Genomic DNA, 24672 nt, shown 5'->3' on the forward strand with positions numbered 1-24672 from the left:
TTATGCTGCCGAACACAGGAAAGGAAGCTCCTTGTGCCGGCAGATAACTTTATACGAGAGGAATGGGTGGGTCAGCAGTTCCCTATATTGTTCCCATCCAACAGGGGACTGGCCTCTCCTAAGCAGAATAGGCTGAGTCTGTGGAGTGCTCTTGTACATGCGATGTATAAAAGCTTTTTATCATCTTTACTGTGGTAGTTTTTCCCATCAGCATCACAGATTAAAACGGAATCAAATTCAAGCCCCTTTGACATATATACAAGAATTATGAAAACACCGTGTAAATCTGCAGAACCCCCGTTTTTTACTAATTGGACATCGGCCCTGTCCTTTAAGCTCTCAAACAGGGAGAGGGCGTTTTTTTCCGTTTTGCAGATCAGTCCGATGGACTGGTACCCCATTTCCAGACAAGCATTTACTTCTGTTATGATCCTATTAAGAAATGACAACTGATCCTTTTCCTCATACCGCCTGGGCTCATCTCCCTTACGGTTGAAGCTCTTTATTTCTGATCTCACCTCCAGGAACCTTATACCATAGTTCAGAATTTCATTTGTACAGCGGAAGCTTTTGTCCATGGTGACAAGGGTTGATTTTTTCCTATGGAGGATTCTCCGGATTTCCTGGTACAAGGATAAGTCTTCGTTTTTTTCAAGGGTCTGATTAATGTCTCCTAAAATCGTAAATTTTGCCTTAGGAAACAGAAAATGAAATATTTCAAAATGAAGGGGATAATAATCCTGGGCTTCGTCAATGACTACCTGCTTTATGGCTTTGTATTTGTTGGCCCCATATAGCTTTAAATTCAGGTAAGTGAGAATCGTCGCATCGTCATAATACAGCATATCAGTATTTAAATTATCCTGGGTATCGGCCAGAATATCATCAATGGAGCCGGGAGGTATGATACCGTCTGCCAGGCTGTAAAAATATTCTTTCTCATGGAACAGCTTTCTATAAACATCCTTAAGGTCAAGTTCCATGAATTTCAGCAGTTCTTCTTTCAGCACCACTTGTTCCGTCTTTTTCAACCGGTATTTCTTCGACTCACTGATCAGCTCCAGAATATACTCCTTTATCAGTTTCAGCCTGCTTCCCAAAGGAGTTTCATTTCTGCCGGATAATATTTTTTCTTTCAGCGCCTCTTTGCTTATGATACACTCACCATCATAGATCACATCCTTAAAATCCATCCAGTGATGAGGAAGATCAGCCATAAAACGGTCCAATATCTCCAGAAACTGGCGGGAGGTTTTAAATTCCATGGATCTCTTGATCCTGTTTCTGTAACTGGTATTGGAGATGAGATTTTCCAGGAATTGATTTCTTGACTGTACCTGTTCATTTTTCAGGACAGAAGCAATGATATCTTCAAATACCACAGAAACCACATGATCCTCACCCAGCTCAGGAAGCACGTTGGAAATATACTGCTCAAATAAAGTATTTGGAGAGATAATCAATATATTATCGGCGGACAGCTTATTGGATAAGCCCTGGTACATTAAGTACGCTGCCCTGTGAAGGGCAATGGATGTCTTCCCGCTGCCTGCCACCCCCTGTACCATCATCAGATCGTTTTCCATATCCCTTATTACGATATCCTGCTCCCGTTGAATGGTTTCAACAATGGTTTTCATCTTAGGCGAAGTATTTTGGGACAGAAGCTTCCTTAAAAACTCGTCTACGATCTGTACATCGGCGTCGAAAAAATATTCCAGCTTTCCCTTGCTGATTTCATATTGGCGTTTTAAACTGACCTGACCAGTTATCCTTCCTCCAGGAGCATCATAAAAAACCTGCCCCAATACGAAACGGTAAAAGACACTAGCTATGGGTGATCTCCAGTCATACACAAAGAATTGGTTTGTACTGTCTTTCTTTAAAGAAGAACGGCCAATGTAGATTTTTTCAAATTCTTCTTCATCCTCAAATCGAAAATCAATCCGTGCAAAATAAGGAGATTGGATCATGTTCTCCAGCCGTGCGATCTTATTTTCCACTGCTTCATAATCTGCAATTTTATCTGCAATCGGATTTGCATATTGGTTCAGAGCTGCAAGAGCCTCAAAGCCTTCACTGCTCCAAAGGTTTGATATGGAGTGGGAAGTATTCTCCCGCAGCTCCTTCTTGGCAGAAATAATGGCCGACTTATTTACCTCATTGCGCTCCCTTGCCTGGTCAAGCTGTTCCCTTGCCAAAGCTATGGTTTGTTTGAATCTGGTATTTTCAAATTCTAATTCCATCTGGCTATTTATCATCACCAATACCACCTCTCTTTTAGAATTGGCAGAATATCTGTTTCCTAAACCGTTATTCAAAAAGTCTAGCACAACAGAAATCAGAAAAACAGTCTTGTTGTTGGCAATTCTGTGTGTTACAATTAAGGTGGAAGGGAAGGTGATTGTGCAGATGTTCAATCACCTTCCCTTTTCTCTGTTAGACAGCCTTCCTTCCAGTAATGCATAAGCCGAAAAATTCTCTGCTGACTGCGGTCTTCTGTAATTGCTTCTATGCTTCCCTGCCCGGCAGACTGCATTCCGGATATCTTCAACGGTATAACAAGAAACTAAGAATAATATCCTTTTACCTGTAGATAATAAGCCTATTACTAATAAGGAGAATAACAATGTCAAAAGACTCACAACTTGATCCAAAATCCATTCGTAAGAAAAAAGCCAATGGCGGTCCTACCATGGCAGAAAGCGCACTCGATGGGGAAAGCCGGAACACGAAGAAGCAGTCCGGCAGCCGCCATAAACCCGGCAACGATAAATAAACCGCATTTTTGCAAAGGAGCAAATGATATGAATCGTGATAAGCTCATAGCCCAAGTAAAAAACGAATACGCACGCATCGCCTCAACAGAATCCCAGCAGCATTTCCATCAAACCACAACCGATCTGACACCGGAAGCCTATTATGAAAACCTGTTAGGTATGGCTATCAGTGAAATTAACAGAGGAACCTTCGACAATTTCAAATCCGGAGAAGAAGTGGTAACTGCTATTGCAAATGATAAGACGTGGCTTTCGGAATGGAAGTAACTATCCTTGCTTACAAAATAAAAGGCTCAGATTATTGTTTGAGCCTTTTATGATAGATACGTTTATATATTTTGTTTTAACAGCATCTGCAGTCATGATCTGCGGCGATTGCAGAAAAATTTACGTTGTTAATAGTAACAGATGCATCCGCTGTAGCTGTAGTTGCTACTACAGAATAGGTACAACACTCATCGTGGCAAATGTCACAATCACAAACAAAGAAAGAAAATGTTGAAGTACCGGAAAACCCAGGTGCTACCGGTGGAATGATTGCTGTTGTAAATGGAACTGAAAAGACCAACTGGGGTCCTACTGGTATTGGGTTAAGCTGATTGCTGCAAAGTTTAAACACCTGAAAGCTTACAACTGTACTATCAATGGTGGTAGGGCTTGAATACGCTATCGTACTTGCAAATTCAAGCTTCATACAAGGATTACATAAACTGGAGGTATTTAAAGAAAGGGTACTGGCGGTAAACGTAGTATCTGCCAAAGTATCCGGAGTGATTGATATTACTCCGCCTGGTGTTCCGCATTTTAAAATAGCCTTGTTTCCTTTTTGGCAAAGTTGATTGCATGGATAACATTCGTCATCATGCTCCGGATCATCTGTAATAATAGCCGCCAGTCTAGCTGCAAAGATTCCGGCATTCCCAATAATTGGGGCAGATCCGCCGGCTGAAACAACAATACTATAGGTGCAGCAATCATTAGAACATAAATCGCAATCACATACAAAAAAGGAAAACATATTTGCAAAATAAGCTGGTACTGATTGTGTAAAGTAATATTGTGGACCGATAGGAATCGGCAGTTGATCATTACATGATCTATATAATTGAAAATTTAAAGTTCCCTGAAAAAGCGTTCCAATTATATTAGAGGAAAATTCCAGCATGATGCACGAGTTACAAAGTTTAGAGGTATCCAGAGTGATCGTTGCGGCTGGTAAAGTAGTTCCAATACCCGCACCATTAAAGAATAAAGCTTGGCTAATCTCCCCGCATTTCAGGATTGTTCTGTTTGAGCCGCAACCCTTAATACTATCTCCACAATCATCGTTAATATTAGATTTTATTGATAAATTCATATTATTTACTCCCTCACATTGAGTTTTTTAAAGTTCAAATGAATCCTACTATGTACTTATAAAAAACAGGTTAATGGAGTAAGTCATTTATTCATTTATCTAATATATAATATGAAATAAATGAATATACGTGATTTTTTCTTATTAACGTCTGCGGGTTTGTAAAATTTTTACTGTAAAATAGCGATTGATGAATGTATTTTAAATCCTTCCTTTTCCTTCCCACGTACCCCGAAAGACAGGCACTAATGGTTTACATACTTCTGTATTTTGTTACGGATCTGTTTTTCCTGCCAGAATAAATAAAACCTCCAAAATGAGTAATATTTTTACATCAATTTGGAGATTTCCACAAACACTGAATGCTTCTTGCAGTCTTAAGAATCTTATATGATTATTTGTGATTCAAATACTCACATATGTGATCAATGGTTATATCTTTTTCAACCATACTTTCCGCTATATCCTCCATGAAATCCTTTGACAGGTAAAATTCACCTTTATTCTGGCTCCCATTAAATCTACCATTTTTTGTCCTTCCTTGAAAACTTATGAAAACTCTTTTTTTCTTTCAATGTTCCATCTGCTGTCATTCGGTACTTTTTCTTTGTTGCTGAAGCTCCATCTACGGAAGAGGTATGCAATGGCTCTCTCTTTGATGATACACCCGGTTTAAGTGAGGCCGTCTGGAGTGAGGCTTTTGATTTTAGAAATGCTCTTTCCGGATGTTTGGCTTTGGTTTTCTCCGTTTTCGCTGCTTCTCTACGTGGCTGCACTGCCTTTATCCCAGGAACGTTGTTCTTTAAGGGGTAGGGATGGTCTTTTATTTCTGTTATTTTTTTCCCAATCAGCCTTTCAATATCATTCAGTTGTTCCTTTTCATCATAATCACAGAACGATATTGCGGTTCCGCCTAGTCCTGCCCGGCCTGTCCGCCCAATACGATGTACATACGTCTCTGGGATATCCGGCAGGTCATAATTAATCACATGAGTTAGTTCATCGATGTCTATTCCCCTTGCTGCAATATCTGTTGCAATCAATATCCGCAATGATTTGTTTTTAAAATTGTTTAATGCACTCTGGCGGGCTCCTTGTGATTTATCTCCATGGATTGCCTGTGCAATTACGTTATTCCTTGATAATTGCTTATTCAGTCGGTCCGCACCGTGCTTGGTACGTGTAAATACCAGGGCGGAAACTATGTTGTTATCTTTTAGAACGTGCAAAAGCAAATCCTTCTTATTACTTTTATCTACAAAGTACACATACTGCCCGATGGTATCCACGGTTGAAGATACCGGAGTGATTTCTATTTTCGCAGGAGCCTTTAAAATCGTACCTGCCAGCTTGGCAATGTCCGGCGGCATCGTAGCCGAGAAAAGTAAAGTTTGCTTTTTTAAAGGAGTTCTGGCAATGATCTTTTTTACGTCATGAATAAATCCCATGTCCAGCATACGGTCCGCTTCGTCCAGTATCAATATTTTAATATGATCTATATTAACAATTTTTTGATCAATTAAGGCCAGAAGTCGCCCTGGCGTTGCCACCAGGATATCTACCCTTTGTTTTAATTTTTCCTCCTGGGGCTTTTGGGATACTCCCCCAAAGACTACGCAGCACTTTAAATCAGTGAATTTTCCATAAGTATTAAAACTTTCATATATTTGCAGAGCCAGCTCTCTTGTCGGCGTTACAATCAGGGCCCTTATATTCTGTTTTGCCCCATGTGACTCTTTCTCTTCTCTCAGCAGCTGAATCGTTGGTATGGCAAATGCAGCTGTTTTTCCGGTGCCTGTCTGGGCACAGCCAAGTAAATCCCTGCCGCTTAATATAACAGGTATTGCCTCTTCCTGTATCGGTGTAGGAATAAGGTAACTTTCTTTTTCCAATGCCTTTATTATATCAGGTATAATATTTAAATCTTTAAATTGCATAAAATCTCCTTTTAATCTGTTTTGTTTAAATGAGTCTTTTGTTATTTTGTCAAGCGGTCCCCTGCGCAAGGAGTGATCAGGGAATACTCTTTTTCGTTTCGCCAATCCGGCCGCTTCCAGCCTTTTTAGTCATTCCCTGAACAGCTTATTGAAATTCATGCTGCAGCGCACATCAACTAAATCGTTCACAGGGTCAGCGAGGTGCCAGGAGATCCGGTAGAAAAAAGCAAGATAAACTGCTCCCTTTCTTTATGACAGGGGGCAGTTTATCTTACGCCACTGCTATTTAACAACTCTTGCCATTAATACAACAGACTCCACATGCAACGCCTATAGAAGCTTCATTTTATAATATCACTAATTTATATTTATTGCTACCTATAAAAACTGCAAATACACCATTAAATTGTAACTAAGCGATAAAAGGCCGCTCGAAGTAACTGTAGTCAATCTGAAAGATGTTGCCCCATTTGTAAAATAAGTGCGAAAACGCACAGACTGACTTGCCCTGTTTACTTTATGCAGGTGTATATTTTAAACAGGATCACAAATAATAATAAAAGCTTCTGACAATAATGTGACGGGGTATGCAAACCGTTGCAAATTAACTTATGGACTTAAGGGATGTGAAATATGGACTATCTAATAATTTTTCTTAGAATAATTACGATTCTTCCTTTGTTTCTATTTATTACAATGCTGACTGGAAGACGGAAAATCGGAGAATTGCCGGTATTCGATTTCTTGACAATCCTGGTATTGGGATCTGTCGTTGGTGCGGACATAGCAGATCCAAAAGTTGAACATCTGCCGACTGTTTTTTCAGTTATAATAATCATGCTTTTACACTATATTTACAGCATTATTATCATAAAGAACAGGAATCTGGGTAAATGGCTTACTTTCGAGCCTGTTGTAGTTATTGAGAACGGTGATTTTGTAAAAGGGAATATGAAAAAACTCAAATATAGTATTGACAATATTCTGGCATTATTAAGAGAAAAGGATGTTTTCGATATCAGTGAAGTAGAATTTGCAGTTATAGAATCTACCGGGCAGTTAAGTGTTCAGATAAAATCTCAGTTCCAGCCTTTGACACCGAGTGAAATAAACCTTGATACGGAATACAAAGGATTAGCTCTTCCTTTGATTGTGGAAGGGAAAGTATACAAACACAATCTGCAGAAGCTCGGGCTGGATGATGACTGGTTGAGGGAGCAATTAAGCGAAAATAACATACATTCAGTGAAGGAGATTTTTTTTGCATCTATTAATTCTCAAGGTAATCTTTATATTTCCAAAGGTTTGGAAAAACCCCGGGAAATAGGGATTTTGCGTCACTAAGCATTTATTGGGTACCCGGGATTTTTCAGAGATAATCTCTGACTTAGGAAAATATCAAGAATAAACACAATAGGAGGTTGAAATGAAATATCTTGAGATACTTTTCAGAATAATTACGATCTTGCCCATGTTTCTTGTAATTACCTTGCTGACCGGCAGAAGGAAGATTGGGGAACTACCTGTTTTTGATTTTCTTTCACTCTTAGCTGTTGGGGCTGTCGTTGGTGCAGACATAGCAGATCCCGATATCGAGCATTGGCCGACCGCTTATGCAGTTATATTAATTATGCTGCTGCATTATATTTACTCCATAGTATTGGTGAAAAGCAAGAGAGTAGGCAAACTTCTTACATTCGAGCCTGTTGTCGTAATAGAAAACGGACAGTTTGTGAAAGGAAATATGAAAAAATTAAAATATAGTATAGACAATATATTGACACTTTTAAGGGACAAGGATGTTTTTGATCTGAATGAAGTTGAGTTTGCAATCATAGAGTCGACCGGACAGCTTAGTGTACTAAAAAAGTCTCAATACCAACCGATAACTCCAAGTGAAATCAAAATAAATACGGATTATGTGGGTTTGTCGATTCCCCTTATAGTGGAAGGTACAATTTATAAAGAAAATCTTGAAAGGCTTAACCTGGATGAGAAATGGCTTTCCAGCCAGCTTAAGACCAATAATGTAGCTTCGGAAAAAGACGTTTTCTATGCGGCATTCAACACAAAGGGAGAGCTTTACATCTCAGTGGGTAAGGAGAAATCAAGCAGCCTGCATGATCTAAGGCACTGATCACAAACTGTCTGTTTTAGAGTTATAATTCTATCATCCGTAGCCAAACTAGGACAGAGTAATTAACATTTGGTTTTTAACCAACAAACCTAGGAGATCAACATTTATAATTTCGTTGATTGCTAAAATATGCTTCTCCACTGATACCACATCATTAAGGGTATCTCTGAAATTTATGCTTGGGTCTTTTACCTTTGAACGTTCGTCCATAACCTTATTGCCTACTTTAGTACTCCCTGCTTGGAAGTAATTTGGTATCCGTCAGCTTGGTTGCCCCCTTACTGCTTTGCTATTATGAAAATTCCCGGACTCTGGTAATAATGTTATAAATCTTCCGTTCCTTATAACGAAGCTGTTTCTCATAATCCATTGCCTGCAGCTGGCAGCTGCCGATCATGCCACTGCAGTTATCCGAATAAAACTTTACGCTAGCCTAACAAGATAATACGTTTCCTCGTTCCGGGACTTTTTACATACCTGCCTGACTTAACGAAGCTTTGTACTCATCCGTTTCTCTGTATTTTTTAATCTGGATATTCAAATTTTATTAGAAAAGATAGAATTTTCCGTTTCAAAATACAGGGATTTGATGTAGAATTGTAAATAAGGATTTGATTGTTCTGAAGCCGTAAAGCCAAATAATAAGCACTCCTAGTATCACCCGTCATCATCGGTTTGAATTACTGACTGAGCTTTAGGTTTGACCATATGGTACAATCCGCAGTACGAACGAGAACCAATCCAAAATCAGGAGGTAAACTATATGAAATTTCACATGCCAGAGTACAAAATCGACTACGAAGTAAACAAGCCGGATCCATATCCACTTCTTTCTGAGGGAATGAAAAAGGTCATTGATTATCAGGCAGAACACTCTGCCGATGCCTTTGATACTAATTGCTCTTGGGATGAATTGAGAACGAAATATGTAGAAGAACGCCGTTTTTGGAATGAGGGAGGGCCAAATCCCTTCAAAACAGTGGAATTAACAGTCGAAGGTCCGATCGGCCCGATCCCTGTGCGCATTTATTACCCTGATGATAAACCACAGCATCATGCTTTAGTATTCATTCACGGCGGCGGATTTACCGTAGGAAGCATTGATACTCACGACCGCATGATGCGAAGTGTCATGGCTTCCAGCAAATGCGCAGTCATCGGTGTGGATTATCATCTTGCGCCTGAAACGAAATTCCCGGTTCCGCTGTTTGAGTGCACTGCTGTCATCCGCTATTTCCATGAGCATGGTTCTAAATATGGTATTCTTCCGGATAAGATGGCGGTTGGGGGCGACTCCGGCGGAGCAAATCTGGCTTTGGGGGCAACGCTTTACCTGCGTGACGTATTTGGCGATAACGATTATATTTGCGCACTGCTGCTCTATTATGGTTCCTTCGGTCTGATGGACGGTCCTTCCTGGCGCTTGAACGGAACCTCATTAGACGGTATGCGCAAAGGTGATATGTCTGCTTACATCAGCTACTATCTGGAAAATCCTTCATTAGATGGAGAAAATCCATATTTTGCTACTCTAAACAATGATCTGACCCACGGAATACCTGCTGCTTATTTATGCTGTGGAAGCTTGGATCCACTCTTAGGAGATTCTCAGGCTTTACATAACATATTAGCTCTCCATGGCATACATACGGAATTTGAGCTGGTTCCTGGTGTACTGCATGCATTCATGCATTATGGGCGTATGATGGACGAAGCCCTTGACTGTTTAAAGCATAGCGGCGAATTTTATGCTTCCATCTTAGAAGAATAAAAAAGTTGGCCGGATATGGTTACCTGCCGATTATACCGAAAAAGAGGGCCGCACCTGCGAATATATATCACAGGTACGGCACTCTTTTTTAGTATTTGCATTCAAATTTTATATTTTCACATAAGCAGGCGGTGTCGGTGCAATTACAATTCTGCTCTCGTATTGTTCTTTATGAATCTGGGCAAGAAGCAGTCTTGCACTCTCCTTCCCCCCTCGTATATATTCCGGTCTGCTGACCATGATATTCATCCCAGGAACCACCGGAACATCTGAATCCGAAAGCACGGCAATCTTAATTTCCAATTCTTTTCTCTGATATAAAGCAGCACATAAATACTTTATCATCACTCCCCAGCCGCAAATCACAGCGTCATTGGGTTCAAACAGTCTGAGTCTTGGCAGAACATTCTGCGTAAGAGAGAGCTTGCACATATCATCAAATGCCATATGCCGGTCGTGCGAAGAGGTTCCTTGCATAACGGGGACCTTGCACACGATAAGTTCCGCATCCGGATATAACTCCATAGCTTTTTTCAATCCGCATAACCGATATTCCTCCTGCAGACTGTCTACGCCCGGCTGCCAGTACAGAATCCGCTTCGCGCCCTCACCCAAAAGGCAGCATGCTACTTCGAAAGCCCCATCTTCATAATCAAAGCTTACAGAAGCCAGCCCTTCTTCTTCCGGACAGCAGTCACAGGCAACGAAGGGAATTTTATAGCTGTCAATCATCCTGCTGCAGACCGGCGGAAGACCATCGGAAGAAATAAAAATAACCCCATCCGTCCGCCGCTGCAACACGCTTTCCACATATTCCGGACACTTACTTTCTTTATTCATCTGGAAATCCATCAGCATCAGACCATATCCTTCTGTCCCCAGCACTTCCCGTATTCCCTGCAGCAGCCTTCCGAACCGGCTCTGTGCCACAGATTTCTCCAATGCCACTGCGATACATTCCGTACTGTCCTTACGAAGGGAACGTGCAGTTTCATTGGGTACATACTTCAAACGCCTGGCTGCGTCCAACACTGCTTCCCGTGTTTTATCTGATATTCTCTGATTTGTATTATTATTTAGGACATAAGATACTGTGGTATGTGAAACCCCTACCTCTGCTGCAATATCTTTAATTGTTATTCTTTGCATAAAAACATTCTCCTTATCATTGCATCATGCAGTAGGGATCGGTCTCTTCTCTGAAAAATTTGCATTTGTCTGATTATACTAAACTATTCCTATTATGTAAATAGCATAATTTCATATCATGCAGCTTATCAGAACTTGCAGTGCAAGTGAAGATAAAAGGGCTGTTTTCCAGCCCGTTCATCCGTTTATGAAAGCATTCTTTGTTTTCATCATATAAAACTTATCTTTACTTGCAGCGCTAGTGAAGATAAAAGGGCTGTTTTCCAGCCCATTCATCCGTTTATGAAATCATCTTTTGTTTTCATCATATAAAACAATGTACTGCCCGCCATTTTCTATCAAGGCGGCGCCTTTCCCCGTTCCGGGATTTTACATATCTGCCTGCTTTATCGTAGCTTTGTACTCATCCGTTTTTCTGTATTTTAAAATTTTCCGGTCACTGATAAAGGCACAGATTAAACCGAGCGCCATAGCCGCCATACAAGTAATAAATACGAATTTGTATCCGCCAACCGGGTCTGCCTCTAATCTTGCACCGCACATGGAAGTGTAAAAGGTATCCGGAAGGAATCCCAGAATAGAAGCAATTCCAATAACACTACCCACCACATTTTTCTGTGTTCCCAGTTCATCCACAACTGCATAGTATAATGCGCGGAATACCGGATAACACAAGGTAGAGAAAACCATAATAACCAGAATCGGAAACATCGTAACCGCAGATCCTGGTATCAGAACCAGCAATATGTAACTGACTATAGAACCAAATCCCGCATAAATCATAAACTTGCTTGAACGCCCCATCTTTTTCGCGGCAAACGCTGCGATTGAAGCACCGATTAACGTACAGATTGTCCGGTTATAATTCGCAAAAATAACGGTCATATTCTGATCCATCCCACATACCTTCGCCAGATATGGCGCCAGATAAGAGATTCCTGCCTGTGCGATACAGGCGCCAAAGATCATTCCGGAAAGCAAGTAGGTAACCGGCCTGCTAAGTGCCTGGCCCATTGCTTTGATACTGTCAAGCAATCCTTTATTTGTAGAGCCCTCAACATTTGTTACAGGCATCAGGAAAACCATTGCAATACCAACCAGAATCATAACCACGCTGCAGGTGATAACTACATAACTCATTGCCTTTGAACTATCGGCTGAAAATTTTGTAAATATACCTACAAAAATGGTCGTAAGAATAATACCTACAATTCCGCGCCCTGCTTCCAGTGAGCCATACATACTCCCCTGCTCATCGGCCCCTGCAATCACGTTGATACATTTAATCGATGCGGACCAGTAAGTCAGTACTGTTGTAAATGCCCATGCAACATGGATGATCATCAGTATTGTGTAGCTTGGCCATGTTGCTTCCCATAATCCAAGGGCTCCTGTTCCTATCATGGAAAAAATCAAAAGCTTCTTTGCATCAAACTTATCCGCGATCATCCCTCCTGGAATATAAAGAATAATATTGGCAATGCCATACACATTCAACAATTTACCGTAATCCGCATCCCTTCCCAGCAGCCCCATTGCTTCCTGAAGCGGTGCATAATAGGTGTACATCAGATATGGCAAAACATAGATCGTGTTCAACGACAACATCATCAAAATAAGGGTTATAACTTTTCCGGATTTTTTTTCTTTCCCCATACTTCTACCTCTTTCGTTTTATTTTTCTGCAGGAACAACAATAACAAATGAATTTGGTAATTCCTCCGTATAAACATAACCAGGTTTTCATTTGTCCACATTTTTTATATCATACCATTATAAGGCAGCGCCCATCCAAACAGCAGCACCAGCGTCGTTATGACGCCTGCAATGATCAGAATATATCCATAACGGCGATCCCGTTTATATTCGGATGCCGCTTTTTCTTTATCCGGCAATATCATTAATTTCTCGTGATATTCCATCTCCTCTGTTCCTGCCTGGTGGAGTTTTGTACCAATCAGTGCAAAGAATAAGCTTAAATAGATTCCGATAAAAAACGGATCCAGGAAATTCACAAAAACACCTGCGAAAGGACTGATCCCAAGCCCTACAAGACTTTTAGGAATGACAAATCCAAGAAAACCGGAAATCATCGCCCATCTGGCGCCGGTTGCAGATAATTTTTTGCATACAATGCCGCCAATCCCCGGCACTACCCAACTGGCTGCAATAATGGTGGATGCAAACCAGGAAATCACACGCACACCGCCTAATCCAACATAAGCCAGCATTAGTGCCAGGATCCCTACTATCAACATCATAATACGGCTGTGCTTAAGCTTTTCTTCTTCCGAATTAAATTTCCTGTCAATAATATCCGACGTTACCGAAAACCCGATGACCGACAGGAACGTGGAGGCACTTGATAAGCCTGCCGCTGTAATACCGGCCAACAGTAATGTCCCGATCAATTTGGGAAGCACTTCAAAGGAGGCCCATATTAATACACGCTGCGGATCTTCCAGCCCTCCATTTAAATTCAGTACAGCCACCGACTGCAAATTCAGAAACAGGAGAAATACCACCGTACAGATTGCTGCGACAGCACCGGAACGGAACGTTACATGCTCACTCTTAGCCATTAGATTCCGTCCAGCCTGCCACGGTGATACCGCAACAGTGATTAACCAGATAATGCCCATGGTAACCGCATACATCACTGCTCCAAACACATCCTTCGCTCCCGTACCGGCAATATTTCCATGATAATCCAACAGCCCCTGGGGTGCGGCCGGATTGTTCATCAGATTCGTCAGCAGTTTTCCAATCCCGCCTTGAGCTTTGAAAATAATCGGTCCCGCAAGAATTACTCCCAACAAAAATACTAAAAACATCAGCGTATCTGTTAAGACCACTCCTTTTGACCCGGAGTAAAAGGTGAATACCGTAAAACAAAGCCATGCCAAAAACAGTGTTACTTCATAAGGCAGTCCGGTCAGTTCCTGTATCAGAATCCCCACACCCGTAATACATGCCAGCAGATATGCCGTCAAGGAAACAATGGTAATGATTCCTGCCACACGTCTGATTTTTCGGTCATGATAGCGCACGCCAAAATACTCCGGCATCGTAGTACATTCAGAGCGTCTTAAATATCTTCCAAAAACAAGAGGACCAAGCACATAACCGCAGGCGCACATGGAATTTAAAAGCACCAGTGAAGTAATATTTCCAGTGTAACACCAGCCCTGATCCCCCATAAATCCGTTTACAGACAACATGGAGGCAATCAATGTACCAGTAATCAAAAAAGTGGGAGCATTACGTCCACTGACATAGTAGTCATTGGCATCTCTTACCTGGCTGCCGGCATATAAGCCAACCACCATATATATTACAATACTTATAATAACACCCCAAAAATAAATGCTCACCAGGTCACCTCTCTCCACTTTGCAAAAACAAAACGGCATTTTTATCGTATATCATTTCGTTCCTCTTCTTTTTTCAGGACAACAAGCATGATGATACCTGATGCAACCAGACATCCGCCAACGCAAATTGAAAAAATGATTTCTCCCATGGTAAAATATGCTCCTTTCTCCGCATGCAGATTCGTACACAAGCACTCTTTTCACAGGACTATTTCATTCCCATATCCGCAGCTATAACCATCTTCTGAACTTCGCTGGTCCCTCCATAGATTTCCGTAATCTTTGCATCACGCATCATTCTTTCCACCGGATACTCTCTGGTATATCCGTATCCGCCAAACAGCTGAACTGCTTTGCTGGTCACATACCCGGCCGTTTCAGACGCATATAACTTTGCCATTGATGCTTGCGCAGTATATTTTTCTCCTGCCGTCTTCATACATGCGGCACGGTAGACCAGCAAACGTGCCGCGTCAACACGTGTCTGCATATCTGCCAGCGTAAACTGTGTGTTCTGGAAAGCAGAAATTGGTTTACCGAACTGGATACGCTCTTTCACATACGCCGCAGCTGCGTCAATCGCCCCCTGGGCGATGCCAAGTGCCTGTGCCGCAATCCCAATACGGCCTCCATCAAGTGTGGCCATTGCAATCTTGAATCCTTTTCCAGCTTCACCAAGTAAATTTTCCTTTGGAACCTTTACATTGTCAAATACCAGCTCATAGGTAGCCGAACCGCGGATTCCCATTTTATGCTCCTTGCTTCCAAAGGTGAATCCTTCCATCCCTTTTTCGAGAATGAATGCGCTGATTCCTTTCTTTCCCAATTTCTTATCTGTCACCGCAAAGATGATATATACATCAGCGTAAGACCCATTGGTAATAAAGATTTTACTTCCATTTAACAGATAATGATCCCCCTCATCGGAAGCCGTTGTTGCCTGCATGGCAGCATCCGTACCGGCATTGGGCTCGGTCAGGCCAAATGCTCCAAGCTTTTCGCCTGCGGCCAAATCCGGCAGATACTTCTGCTTCTGCTCTTCTGTCCCAAAAGCAAGAATGGGCCAGCAGCAAAAAGAGGTATGGATGGATACGGTAACGCCTGTACTTGCACATGCTTTGGAAATCTCTTCCACCGCCATGGCACATTCTAAGTCTCCCATTCCGACTCCCCCATATTCCTCCGGAATCGGAATACCCATTACGCCGATTTCCCCAAGCTGGGGTATCAGCTCTTCCGGAAATCTCTCCTCTCTGTCAAGTTCTGCTGCAATGGGCGCAATTTCCGCTTCTACAAATTCCCGGATTGTGTCACGTAATAATTCCTGCTCATCATTTAACTTAAATTCCATAATTTTCTCCTTTTGCTTCCTATATCTTCCATCCCTTATCGATATCTTTTCAGAATCTGCTTGCTTGCAATTACCGTCTGAATCTCACCGGTTCCTCCAGAGATACGTGTGATTCTAAGATCACGGTAAATACGGCTTACACGGCTTCCGCAGAAACCGATGCCTGCCATTACCTGCATGGCATGATCTACCACAATATTTGCAGATTCGGAGCAGAACTGTTTTGCAATGGATGCTTCCTCTCTTCTTAGGAGACCATTATCCTTATTCCAGGCATAGCGCAGCAGCATATCGCGCATTGCTTCAATTCTCATCGCCATCTCCATAATATGGTTCTGGATGAGCTGCAATCTTCCGATTTCTTTCCCAAAAGCGATTCTCTGGTTTGCATATCTGCATGCATCTTCGTATGCACACAAAGCCTGTGCATATGCGTTAAACGCATCAATGAGACGCTCATAATCAAACCCCTTTGAGGTAGCAAGCAGACCGTTACCTTCTGTGCTGAACATATCCTTTTCTTCGATTTCTACATCATCAAACCAGATATCGTTCACATTCTCCATATGAAGTCCCATAGTCTCCATAGGCTCCTTTTTGCAGCCGGGGCCATTGGTAGGAACAAACCATAAGGTCAGCTGCTCCGGATTTTCACTGTTCTTTGCAAGGGTCAGGCAGTAATCACTTCCCTGGGCACCGGAGATAAAGTGCTTGTGTCCATTGATATATACTTTTCCATTTCTGCGTGTATAGGTGGTCAAAATCGTACCACTGGAAAGATCCGTACCTGCAGTCGGTTCCGAAAAGCCCTGTGCATATGCCGGGTGCCCCTCAAAAAACAGTGGCATGAATTTTTCAATCTGCTCTTTCGTACCATTCTCCAGCAATGCATCTGCTTTCACATGATCCCAGAACAAGTATACCGGCGTTCCGCATCTTCCCAGCGCTTCCATCACAAGGAGCATCGTAATCGCACCTTCGCCGTCTCCGCCTGCCTCCTCCGGCAAGAACATGCTAAAGCATCCCAATTCCTTTAAAATATCCCAGAACTTGTGGGGATGTTCGTGATTCCTGTCACATTCCTGAAAATAGCTCTCTAAATTCTCACGTGTCAATGCCTCTTCAATTGCCTGTACCATTAATTCCTGTTCCTCTGTAATTCTAAAATCCATAGTTCTTTCCTCCATTATTCTGTCTATCATTATCCCTTACGGGGGACTTCCCGGTTTTCAATCATTTTCCCTTCCAGTCCGGTTTTCGTTTCTCCAGAAATGCTCTTGGTCCTTCTACAGAATCTTCTGTCTTTTCTATATAATCCCAGCAACGGTTACAGAAGCGCTGCGCATCCTCCTGCGATACCTGGGGAGCAATGTGTAAAATCTCTTTGGTCAGCTTTAAGGATATCGGCGCATTGGCAGCGATGATATGGGCAAGTTCCAGAGCCTTTATAAGTACCTGATCCGAGGGCACCACATAGTTTACCAGGCCAATCTCATATGCACGGGAAGCGGAAATTAGTTTTCCGGTCAGGCACATCTCCGCCGCAATTTTAGGCGGTACCAGCTTGGGAAGGCGAATCAGTCCGCCGCTGGTTGCCAGGAGACCTACCTTCACCTCAGAAAGTCCAAATTTCGCATGTTCTGCCGCCACGATCAGATCACATGACACTGCAATTTCAAGCCCCCCTGCAACTGCCGTTCCATTTGCCGCGCAGATAATCGGTTTTGTTGATACCCTTTCTGTAATTCCCGCAAAACCATGGGCCATAATGGTCTGACAGCCGCCATTTTCATCGTATGCGCTTAAATCTTCTCCGGCACAGAAGCTTCTTTCTCCAGCGCCGGTTATGATAATGCAGCGTACCTTTGAATCCTTTTCCGCATCATTAAAAATTTCTTCCAGCCTTGCAGATGTTTCCGGATCAATGGCATTCCTCCTCTCATCGCGGTTGATCGTTACGATCAACACCTCATCCCTTAATTCCGTAAGTACCTTTTGGTTCTCCATGCTTCTTTACCTCCTGTTATTGATATAATCTGCCGGAATCTTTGCAAAAACATTGCAAATACGGGTTATATTTTTTTTCTGCCGAAAGTGTCGTAAGCCCCTCATGCCCCGGATACACGTTATAATCTCCTTTTATTTCTGAAATCCGGCGCAATGACAAATGCATCTGGGCATCATCACCTCCTGGAAAGTCCGTACGTCCAATGCTATTGCAAAACAGTGTATCTCCTGTAAATAGTCCATCCTCCACCAAAAACAGTACGGACCCTTTTGTATGCCCCGGCGTGTGGCACACGGTAATCTCAAAACCCGCCAGCCAGAGCTTCTGTCCTTCTTCAATTCCTCTGACATTCGATAATGCAGTTACGGTGGGAAACACCATACCCATGTCATGCTCCTCTTTTTCCATTGGGCAGTCCAGCAAATGACAGTACACAGGAAGTTCCTTCCAAAACGCCTGCAGCTTCGGAACTGCCAGAAAGTGGTCATAATGTCCATGGGTAAGAAGAATGGCCTCCGGAACCAGATTCTGCTGAACAAGCCACTTCCTGATGTTCTCTGCATCATCTGCCGGATCAATTAAAATACATTTGCCCAAACTCTTGCCTGAAATGATATAACAATTTGTATTAAATATTCCCAAAACAAGTCTCTGTACTTCCATCACTCACCTCCCTGCATTCTCTCTCGTTATTTTTTAGAACATGTGCTCACCGACGACACCGTCATCAATTAATTTTTGAATCTCTTCCCTGGAATATCCTGCTCTCTCCAATATATCTCTGGAATCCTGCCCCAGCAGCGGCGAGCCCCTGTGGATCGGGCATAGCTCGTCATTGAACCGGATGGGATTATTGTAAAAACGGATGAAACCAATGTTATCCTGCCAGGCCAGAGCCGTGACATCAGTCTGGTTCGCATGGTCTGAGGTATACGCTTCAATAAACGGCAGAACCTCCGATGCTCCCACGTTCACCGCCAAAAGCTTTTCTTCTGCTTCTTTGCGGAACATGGTACGGGTCACCGCTTCTATCCTTTCCGTAAGTACTTCCCTGTTTGCAATGCGTGCTTCCATTGTTGCAAACCGGGGGTCTGAAAGCAAGTCTGCCAGCCCTAACGTATTGGCAAGGGCTTTCCATTTTTCCTGGGTATCGGCAACGATGGATACCCAGCCATCCCTTGCCTCAAAGATCCCATAGGGTGCGGCAAAACGATCATGATTCCCAAAACGCGCCTGGGCCTTTCCTTCCATACCGTAATCCATTACTGTTTCTGCACATGCCTCCATTACAACATCCGACATTCCAATGTCAATTCTGCATCCCTTTCCAGTCCTGCGGGCTTCGATCAGTGCCATAAGCACCGCATTAAACCCATAGATTCCCGTAAGCGTATCACAGTTTGCATTTCCCGCCTTTACAGGAGCCCCCTCTGCCTCACCATTGCTGGCCGCAAAGCCGCCGCGCGCAGCCGCGATTGCATCATAGCAGGGATATTTCATCAGCGGCCCGCTGGCACCAAAACCGCTCAGCGACATAAACACAATTCCGGGATTGATCTCCTTTAATTTGTCATACCCAAGTCCCAGCCGGTCGATGGAACCGCTCTTAAAATTTTCCAATACCACATCGCATTGTTTTACCATCTCGTAAATGACGTTTTTCCCTTCCGCTGAGGAAAGATCCAGTTCAATGCTTTGTTTATTTTTGTTATAGGCACAGTAAAGCGTACTCATGCCATTTACAAATGGATCCCATGTTCTGGATTGGTCACCGGCGTTGTATCTCTCTACCTTCCACACCTCTGCGCCTAAATCCGCAAACTGCCATGCCGTATAGACTCCCGCCAATGCAATGGTAAAGTCCAAAACTTTCATGCCTTTAAATACGCCCTTTGATTCCCATTTGGCCATTTTTTCTACCCCTTTCCATATATTTTTCCGGTCAGATCACGCCGTCTGCCCGCAAACGTGCAATCTCAGCCTGCCCCATATTAATTCCCGCCAGGTAATCATCGGTATCTTCTCCAAGCAACGGTGCGGAATCAATCACATGGTCCTCTTTTCCATCCCATGAAAACTTCGCCGCTTTTCCAATCTGCAGCGTATCGCCAAGCTTTTTATCCTGAATATGAAGCAGCATCTCTCTGTCTGCAACCTGTTCATCATGCACCAGTTCCATCACAGTATTGCACGGACCTCCCGGTACCATTGCCTCCCGGCAAATCATGTCTGCCTCCTGGATGGTAATTGCCGCAAAATAATCTTTTAACTGCTGGTCCAAATCTCCAAAATAATTTTCCATGGAACGTGCAGGATCATGAGCATAACGGGGATCTTCCGCCCAGTCCTTCCGGCCCGCACACTGTGCAAAAGAAATCCACTGTGCATCACTGCCGATACTCAAGGAAAACCAGCCATCCTTACAACGGAATGTATCGGTGGGATTCGTTGTTGGAAAACCATTTCCAATCCTCTTTGGCAGTGCATTCATGCCAAGAAGGCCTTCTGCAAACGTATCATCCAGTGACATCAGCGTATGCCACACGCTGACAGAAACCTTTACCCCTTCCCCTGTTTTCTGCATGCTTAAATAGGCCGCCATCATTCCGGCACTTAGATGCCAGCCTGCATAAATATACCCCAAAGGGAAACCAAATTTCGTAGGCTTTTCAGGAAATCCCGTCTTTTCCTGTAATCCGGAACGGGAATTAATCAGCAAATCATAATCCGGCATATCCTTCCAAGGCCCGTTTTCTCCATACGGTGTAAGAACTCCGTAAATCAATTTAGGATTTTTTTCTTTTAATGATTCAAATCCAAGGCCCAGGGCTTTCATATCCTCTTCTTTTTTATTGACAATCAGCATATCAAATTGCGGGATCAGTCGCCTTATAATCTCCTGACCTGCCTCCTTATTGATATCCAGCGTCATGCTCTTTTTGCCGCGATTGTAAAAAGCCTGGTAAATTCCCTCACCGTCATCTGCTGCACCGCGTCTGCGAACAGAATCTCCTCCATCCGGTTTCTCAATCTTTAGAACTTCCGCACCATAATCAGCAAACATGCTGCCTGTGTACGGGTTACCATCTGTCATATCCAAAATCTTCAATGAACAAAGTGGCTTCATGATTTACACTCCCCCTTCGGTTTACTTTTACGTGAAATCAAGGAAAAATGACACTTTTCCTAGTTATGTGTTTTAGTATAACATGCACATAAATCATAAGTCAAACTATATTTCGTCTAATTTTTAACTATGTTTTTCATGCACTTTTTACATTTTTGCGTAATAATCTACTTTTTTTTTGCATTTTTACCCAATGCCTTTTTTTCGTTTTCTCACAAAAGTTTACATTTTTTCCTCTCACCTGTTGACAAAATAAATCTTTTTGTTAATATAAAAACAAGCACATTGCTTTCACGAGAAAGTAGTTGTTCTTACAGACAAAATAAACTACAATGTAAAGAAAGGACAGATGGGTAATTACTATGAAAATAATTGCATGTTGTAAAATTGTTCCAAATGAAGAAGAAATCAGCATCCTTCCGTCTCGCGAATTGTCCATGACTGGCGCTTCCTTAAAAATCAGCCAGTATGATTTGAATGCCCTTGAAACCGGAAAGCAGTTAGCGTCAGAAACAATGGGAACTATGACCGCTCTCAGCGTTGGTCCGGCAGCAGCTTTAACAAATTCAAAAATCCGAAAAGATATTTTATCCAGAGGTGCAGACGAATTAAGCCTTGTACAGGATGACTCCAATGAATCTTTTGATTCTCTGCAGACCGCCAAGGCAATCGCCGGGGCATTAAAGCTCATGGAATACGATGTTGTAATATGCGGCGCAGGCTCCAGTGATCTCTATGCCCAGGAAGTCGGCATCCAGACCGGCACGTTGCTTGGTATTCCTGTTATGAACAATGTCACCGGTATTAAAGTATTATCAGAGTCCATGCTTTTAGTGGAGCGCACCTTAGAAGACGAGGTGGAGACATTGGAAATTCCCCTTCCAGCAGTATTATCCGTTTCTTCTGAAATCAATATCCCGGCCGTACCGAGTATGCGTGACATAATGAAAGCAGGCAAAAAGCCTGTAAATGAGTTAAATGTTGAAGCAAAAACGGATGCGTCGGCCCAGACATTAGAACAGCTCGCTCCTGCTGTACAGGACCGCCGCCAGGAGATTATTGAGGGAGACGGCGAGGAAGCAGTCGGCGCACTGGTTCAGTTTTTAAAGAAAGAAGGTTTCTAAAAACAATTCAGTAAAGGAGGATCATTGATATGGCTATTCCATCTATTTTTATTGTAAGTGATAATTACGCTGTGCTTCCCGAGTTCTGCTGCGGAGCAAAAACTCTGGCTGACCATGTTACCGCCATTGTTTTCGGCGATGAGACTGCTGCAAAAGCTGCTGCAAACTGCTCGGCGGACAAAATCATTTTCTGTCCCGTTGCCGGGGAAGGTGCACCGGAGGATTACGCATCTGCCATCGCTGCCGAAATAAAGGCAGTTCCAAATGCCATAGTGCTGGTGAACAACAGCATACGCGGACACCTGTTAGCCGGAAAAATTTCCGTATATTTAGATACCGCTGTCATCAGCGGTGCCAATAATCTTTCCGTGGAAGAAGATCAATTTATCTGCAGCCGCATGGTGTATGGCGGCACCGCACAGCGTAAAGAGGTATTTACAAAGCCTTACGGCATAGTGACCATCGCAGGAGGTATGTTCGATGTAGTGCCTGATGGAGGGGAAACCACAGATATAAGGGCCATTGAAGGGGCACCGGAAGGTTCCATCCGGCGTATCTCCCGCAATGAGAAAAAGGAAGGCGCCGTGAATCTGGCGGCTGCAAAACGCATTGTTGATATAGGCCGCGGACTGGCTGCAGAAGAAGATCTGGACATGTGCCGCAAGCTGGCTAAATTACTTGATGCAGAGGTTGGATGTTCCCGCCCTATAGCAGAAAACAATAAATGGATGCCAAAAGCGTGCTATATGGGCATTACCGGTGTACAGGTCAAGCCAGACTTAATCGTAACCTTAGGGTTATCCGGACAGGTACAGCACATTGGCGGCATTAATAAATCAAAGGTTATCGTTGCCATCAACAAGGACAAGGCTGCACCGATCTTTAAGAATGCAGATTTTGGACTTGTAGGGGACATGTACAAAATTGTTCCGGCATTAATCGAAAAACTTTCCTAAATAACATTTGACAAACGCAAGGAGTGTCACTATGGTCGCAGATATGGTAGGTAGTAAAACGGTACAAAGCCAATGGAATGAAACAGTTTCTTATTACGGAAGCCACACTTTTTTAAAGTATATTTCTGTCAATGACGAGGTAAGCTGCTTTACTTATCATGAATTTGATTTGAAGGTAAAACAGGCAGCCAATGTTTTTTTGGCTTTGGGCATTCGTAAACAGGAATTAGTCGCCCTTCATCTTCACAATAAACCGGAGTATTTGATCTGCTGGCTGGCTCTGGCACAAATCGGAGCTGTATCCGTCCCTATAAATGAACACTTTCAAATTGATGAGTGCAGATACATACTTCAAAAAGGCGATATTTCCCGTGTGATTACAGAACCATGCTGTTTGAATATTTATACAGAGCACTATAAGGAGCTGAACCTTGACACCCTGATTTTAACCGATGGTTTCAGCGAAGATTCCCGCGTTCATCTTCTGGTAAAAGAGATGGCGCTTCAGCCGGTTTCATTAAAGGCACAAGTTTCCGTCTCTGCCGAAGAAACCGCTGTCATACTATTTACTTCCGGTACCACAAAACATCCGAAAGGCGCACTTTACACCCACTGCAATGTCATTTATGGCGGTCTATTCCATTGTGCACAAATAGGCATGCGCACAGGAGACGTCTTTTTAACTTCCATGCCATGTTATCATATGGATTTTCAGGAAATGGCCGCGGCTCCCGTTATCTGCGCCGGTGCAACTCTTGTTATGGTAGAGCATTACAGCGCACGCCGGTTCTGGCGTCAGATTTGTGACCATAAAGCAAACTTTACAGATACCATGTCCATCATGAACCGGACTATGCTGCTGCAGCCGGTTCAGCCCTGGGAAAAGGACCATCACCTAAAGGAAATCTACTTTTCCATGGGTTTAAGAACGGAGGAAAAAGAAGCGTTTGAGGAACGTTTCCATGTACGGCTGCTTAACTCTTATGGCATGACAGAAACAGTTTCCGCCGTAACCTGCGTTCCACTGTATGGAGACCAGCATTGGCCTTCCGTAGGCCGCCCAGCCGTCTCCTATGAAGTAAAAATCGTAGACGCGAACGGCAATACACTCCCCGCCGGTTCGGAGGGCGAAATTTGCATACATGGCACTCCCGGACGCTCCATCATACCCGGATACTTTAAGGATGAAGAGGCTACCAGGCGTCTCATTGATCAAGACAACTGGCTTCACTCCGGGGATTGGGGGTATTTAGACAATGATGGCTGGCTCTTCTTTCTCGGCCGCTGCGGAGATATGATTAAACGTTCCGGTGAAAATATCAGTTGTGCGGAAGTGGAATGTGTCCTCACCTCCCACCCTCTGATTGAGGATGCCGCTGTGATCGGCGTACCTGATCCCATCCGCAATCAGGCAGTAAAAGCGTTCGTGAAGTTAACAGATGGCGCCCCATTGACAGCGAATGAAATCATCACTTATTGCGAAAGCCGCCTTGCTTGCTTTAAAGTGCCTGAATTTGTGGCATTCGTAAAGGATTTCCCCCGCACTGCCACAGGTAAAATAAAGAAAAGAGAGCTGCAAGCAGCAGACAAACATTAACAGG

At 43.1% G+C, this 24672-nt stretch carries 20 protein-coding genes; 8 read left to right on the forward strand and 12 right to left on the reverse strand.

From position 1 onward, the window contains the following. Nucleotides 1-71: 71 nt before the first annotated feature. Entirely contained in the window at nucleotides 72-2261 is a 2190-nt protein-coding gene (locus CLOSA_RS19670) for a HelD family protein (protein ID WP_041709508.1), read from the reverse strand. A gap of 368 nt (nucleotides 2262-2629) precedes the next feature. On the opposite strand from CLOSA_RS19670, the gene CLOSA_RS23025 reads away from it, so the two are divergent. Both CLOSA_RS23025 and CLOSA_RS19675 read left to right on the forward strand, forming a co-directional pair. After that, the gene (locus tag CLOSA_RS23025; RefSeq protein ID WP_013274485.1) at nucleotides 2630-2779 is read left to right on the forward strand and encodes a hypothetical protein; all 150 of its coding nucleotides are present in this window, start codon (nucleotides 2630-2632) and stop codon (nucleotides 2777-2779) included. A 28-nt stretch (nucleotides 2780-2807) separates the two neighbouring features. Beyond that, nucleotides 2808-3047 (forward strand): hypothetical protein, encoded by a 240-nt coding sequence (locus CLOSA_RS19675; RefSeq protein ID WP_013274486.1) that lies wholly within the window; start codon nucleotides 2808-2810, stop codon nucleotides 3045-3047. 76 nt (nucleotides 3048-3123) lie between these two features. Here the strand turns inward: CLOSA_RS19675 and CLOSA_RS22345 are convergent, their stop codons facing one another. Together CLOSA_RS22345 and CLOSA_RS19690 are read right to left on the reverse strand one after the other, a co-directional pair. Further along, entirely contained in the window at nucleotides 3124-4137 is a 1014-nt protein-coding gene (locus CLOSA_RS22345) for a DUF4489 domain-containing protein (protein ID WP_013274487.1), read from the reverse strand. A 521-nt stretch (nucleotides 4138-4658) separates the two neighbouring features. After that, a complete protein-coding gene (locus tag CLOSA_RS19690) occupies nucleotides 4659-6074 on the reverse strand; it encodes a DEAD/DEAH box helicase (protein ID WP_013274488.1) in 1416 nt (471 codons plus the stop codon). Between the two features lie 633 nt (nucleotides 6075-6707). Here CLOSA_RS19690 and CLOSA_RS19695 point away from each other — a divergent pair. The 3 genes from CLOSA_RS19695 to aes all read left to right on the forward strand — a co-directional run bounded on the left by CLOSA_RS19695 (nucleotide 6708) and on the right by aes (nucleotide 9982). Continuing rightward, a complete protein-coding gene (locus CLOSA_RS19695) occupies nucleotides 6708-7418 on the forward strand; it encodes a YetF domain-containing protein (protein ID WP_013274489.1) in 711 nt (236 codons plus the stop codon). Nucleotides 7419-7500: 82 nt separating this feature from the next. After that, nucleotides 7501-8211 carry a DUF421 domain-containing protein gene (locus CLOSA_RS19700; RefSeq protein WP_013274490.1) on the forward strand — a complete coding sequence of 237 codons (711 nt, stop codon included), beginning with the start codon at nucleotides 7501-7503 and terminating at the stop codon, nucleotides 8209-8211. 763 nt (nucleotides 8212-8974) lie between these two features. Continuing rightward, complete coding sequence (gene aes, locus CLOSA_RS19705) at nucleotides 8975-9982, forward strand: acetyl esterase (RefSeq protein WP_013274492.1); 1008 nt, start codon at nucleotides 8975-8977, stop codon at nucleotides 9980-9982. A 108-nt stretch (nucleotides 9983-10090) separates the two neighbouring features. Here aes and CLOSA_RS19710 read toward each other — a convergent pair whose 3' ends face one another. From CLOSA_RS19710 to CLOSA_RS19750, 9 genes are all read right to left on the reverse strand, one after another. After that, the gene (locus CLOSA_RS19710; protein WP_013274493.1) at nucleotides 10091-11131 is read right to left on the reverse strand and encodes a LacI family DNA-binding transcriptional regulator; all 1041 of its coding nucleotides are present in this window, start codon (nucleotides 11129-11131) and stop codon (nucleotides 10091-10093) included. Between the two features lie 369 nt (nucleotides 11132-11500). After that, the gene (locus CLOSA_RS19715; RefSeq protein WP_013274494.1) at nucleotides 11501-12787 is read right to left on the reverse strand and encodes an MFS transporter; all 1287 of its coding nucleotides are present in this window, start codon (nucleotides 12785-12787) and stop codon (nucleotides 11501-11503) included. Between the two features lie 104 nt (nucleotides 12788-12891). Beyond that, nucleotides 12892-14505, reverse strand: coding sequence for a sodium:solute symporter family protein (locus CLOSA_RS19720; protein WP_013274495.1), 1614 nt, complete (start codon nucleotides 14503-14505; stop codon nucleotides 12892-12894). A 208-nt stretch (nucleotides 14506-14713) separates the two neighbouring features. Further along, the gene (locus tag CLOSA_RS19725) at nucleotides 14714-15856 is read right to left on the reverse strand and encodes an acyl-CoA dehydrogenase (protein WP_013274497.1); all 1143 of its coding nucleotides are present in this window, start codon (nucleotides 15854-15856) and stop codon (nucleotides 14714-14716) included. A gap of 35 nt (nucleotides 15857-15891) precedes the next feature. After that, nucleotides 15892-17028: an acyl-CoA dehydrogenase family protein gene (locus CLOSA_RS19730; protein WP_013274498.1), complete on the reverse strand. Its 1137-nt coding sequence runs from the start codon at nucleotides 17026-17028 to the stop codon at nucleotides 15892-15894. Between the two features lie 61 nt (nucleotides 17029-17089). Next, nucleotides 17090-17863, reverse strand: a complete 774-nt coding sequence (locus CLOSA_RS19735; RefSeq protein WP_013274499.1) for an enoyl-CoA hydratase/isomerase family protein — start codon at nucleotides 17861-17863, stop codon at nucleotides 17090-17092. Between the two features lie 16 nt (nucleotides 17864-17879). Next, nucleotides 17880-18527, reverse strand: coding sequence for an MBL fold metallo-hydrolase (locus tag CLOSA_RS19740; protein WP_013274500.1), 648 nt, complete (start codon nucleotides 18525-18527; stop codon nucleotides 17880-17882). A 33-nt stretch (nucleotides 18528-18560) separates the two neighbouring features. Next, on the reverse strand, nucleotides 18561-19775 hold the full coding sequence (locus tag CLOSA_RS19745; protein ID WP_013274501.1) for a CaiB/BaiF CoA transferase family protein: 1215 nt from the start codon (nucleotides 19773-19775) through the stop codon (nucleotides 18561-18563). A 31-nt stretch (nucleotides 19776-19806) separates the two neighbouring features. Further along, nucleotides 19807-20991, reverse strand: a complete 1185-nt coding sequence (locus CLOSA_RS19750; RefSeq protein WP_013274502.1) for a CaiB/BaiF CoA transferase family protein — start codon at nucleotides 20989-20991, stop codon at nucleotides 19807-19809. Between the two features lie 362 nt (nucleotides 20992-21353). On the opposite strand from CLOSA_RS19750, the gene fixA reads away from it, so the two are divergent. From fixA to CLOSA_RS19765, 3 genes are read left to right on the forward strand one after another with little or no spacing between them, the layout of a single operon-like run. Continuing rightward, nucleotides 21354-22115, forward strand: a complete 762-nt coding sequence (gene fixA / locus CLOSA_RS19755; RefSeq protein WP_013274503.1) for a putative electron transfer flavoprotein FixA — start codon at nucleotides 21354-21356, stop codon at nucleotides 22113-22115. Between the two features lie 29 nt (nucleotides 22116-22144). Further along, nucleotides 22145-23071 carry an electron transfer flavoprotein subunit alpha/FixB family protein gene (locus CLOSA_RS19760; protein ID WP_013274504.1) on the forward strand — a complete coding sequence of 309 codons (927 nt, stop codon included), beginning with the start codon at nucleotides 22145-22147 and terminating at the stop codon, nucleotides 23069-23071. A 31-nt stretch (nucleotides 23072-23102) separates the two neighbouring features. After that, nucleotides 23103-24668, forward strand: a complete 1566-nt coding sequence (locus CLOSA_RS19765; protein ID WP_013274505.1) for a crotonobetaine/carnitine-CoA ligase — start codon at nucleotides 23103-23105, stop codon at nucleotides 24666-24668. Nucleotides 24669-24672 lie beyond the last annotated feature (4 nt).

It is taken from the genome of [Clostridium] saccharolyticum WM1 (assembly GCF_000144625.1).
Classification (GTDB): Bacteria; Bacillota; Clostridia; order Lachnospirales; family Lachnospiraceae; genus Lacrimispora; species Lacrimispora saccharolytica.

Bases quoted from the DNA above. Each gene is read 5' to 3' on its own strand.
- aes (WP_013274492.1), top strand. From the start codon at position 8,975: ATGAAATTTCACATGCCAGAGTACAAAATCGACTACGAAGTAAACAAG.
- CLOSA_RS19725 (WP_013274497.1), bottom strand. From the start codon at position 15,856: ATGGAATTTAAGTTAAATGATGAGCAGGAATTATTACGTGACACAATC.
- CLOSA_RS19745 (WP_013274501.1), bottom strand. From the start codon at position 19,775: ATGGCCAAATGGGAATCAAAGGGCGTATTTAAAGGCATGAAAGTTTTG.
- CLOSA_RS19700 (WP_013274490.1), top strand. From the start codon at position 7,501: ATGAAATATCTTGAGATACTTTTCAGAATAATTACGATCTTGCCCATG.
- CLOSA_RS19675 (WP_013274486.1), top strand. From the start codon at position 2,808: ATGAATCGTGATAAGCTCATAGCCCAAGTAAAAAACGAATACGCACGC.
- CLOSA_RS22345 (WP_013274487.1), bottom strand. From the start codon at position 4,137: ATGAATTTATCAATAAAATCTAATATTAACGATGATTGTGGAGATAGT.
- CLOSA_RS19710 (WP_013274493.1), bottom strand. From the start codon at position 11,131: ATGCAAAGAATAACAATTAAAGATATTGCAGCAGAGGTAGGGGTTTCA.
- CLOSA_RS19695 (WP_013274489.1), top strand. From the start codon at position 6,708: ATGGACTATCTAATAATTTTTCTTAGAATAATTACGATTCTTCCTTTG.
- CLOSA_RS19760 (WP_013274504.1), top strand. From the start codon at position 22,145: ATGGCTATTCCATCTATTTTTATTGTAAGTGATAATTACGCTGTGCTT.
- CLOSA_RS19765 (WP_013274505.1), top strand. From the start codon at position 23,103: ATGGTCGCAGATATGGTAGGTAGTAAAACGGTACAAAGCCAATGGAAT.
- fixA (WP_013274503.1), top strand. From the start codon at position 21,354: ATGAAAATAATTGCATGTTGTAAAATTGTTCCAAATGAAGAAGAAATC.
- CLOSA_RS19730 (WP_013274498.1), bottom strand. From the start codon at position 17,028: ATGGATTTTAGAATTACAGAGGAACAGGAATTAATGGTACAGGCAATT.
- CLOSA_RS19750 (WP_013274502.1), bottom strand. From the start codon at position 20,991: ATGAAGCCACTTTGTTCATTGAAGATTTTGGATATGACAGATGGTAAC.
- CLOSA_RS23025 (WP_013274485.1), top strand. From the start codon at position 2,630: ATGTCAAAAGACTCACAACTTGATCCAAAATCCATTCGTAAGAAAAAA.
- CLOSA_RS19735 (WP_013274499.1), bottom strand. From the start codon at position 17,863: ATGGAGAACCAAAAGGTACTTACGGAATTAAGGGATGAGGTGTTGATC.
- CLOSA_RS19690 (WP_013274488.1), bottom strand. From the start codon at position 6,074: ATGCAATTTAAAGATTTAAATATTATACCTGATATAATAAAGGCATTG.
- CLOSA_RS19670 (WP_041709508.1), bottom strand. From the start codon at position 2,261: ATGATAAATAGCCAGATGGAATTAGAATTTGAAAATACCAGATTCAAA.
- CLOSA_RS19740 (WP_013274500.1), bottom strand. From the start codon at position 18,527: ATGGAAGTACAGAGACTTGTTTTGGGAATATTTAATACAAATTGTTAT.
- CLOSA_RS19715 (WP_013274494.1), bottom strand. From the start codon at position 12,787: ATGGGGAAAGAAAAAAAATCCGGAAAAGTTATAACCCTTATTTTGATG.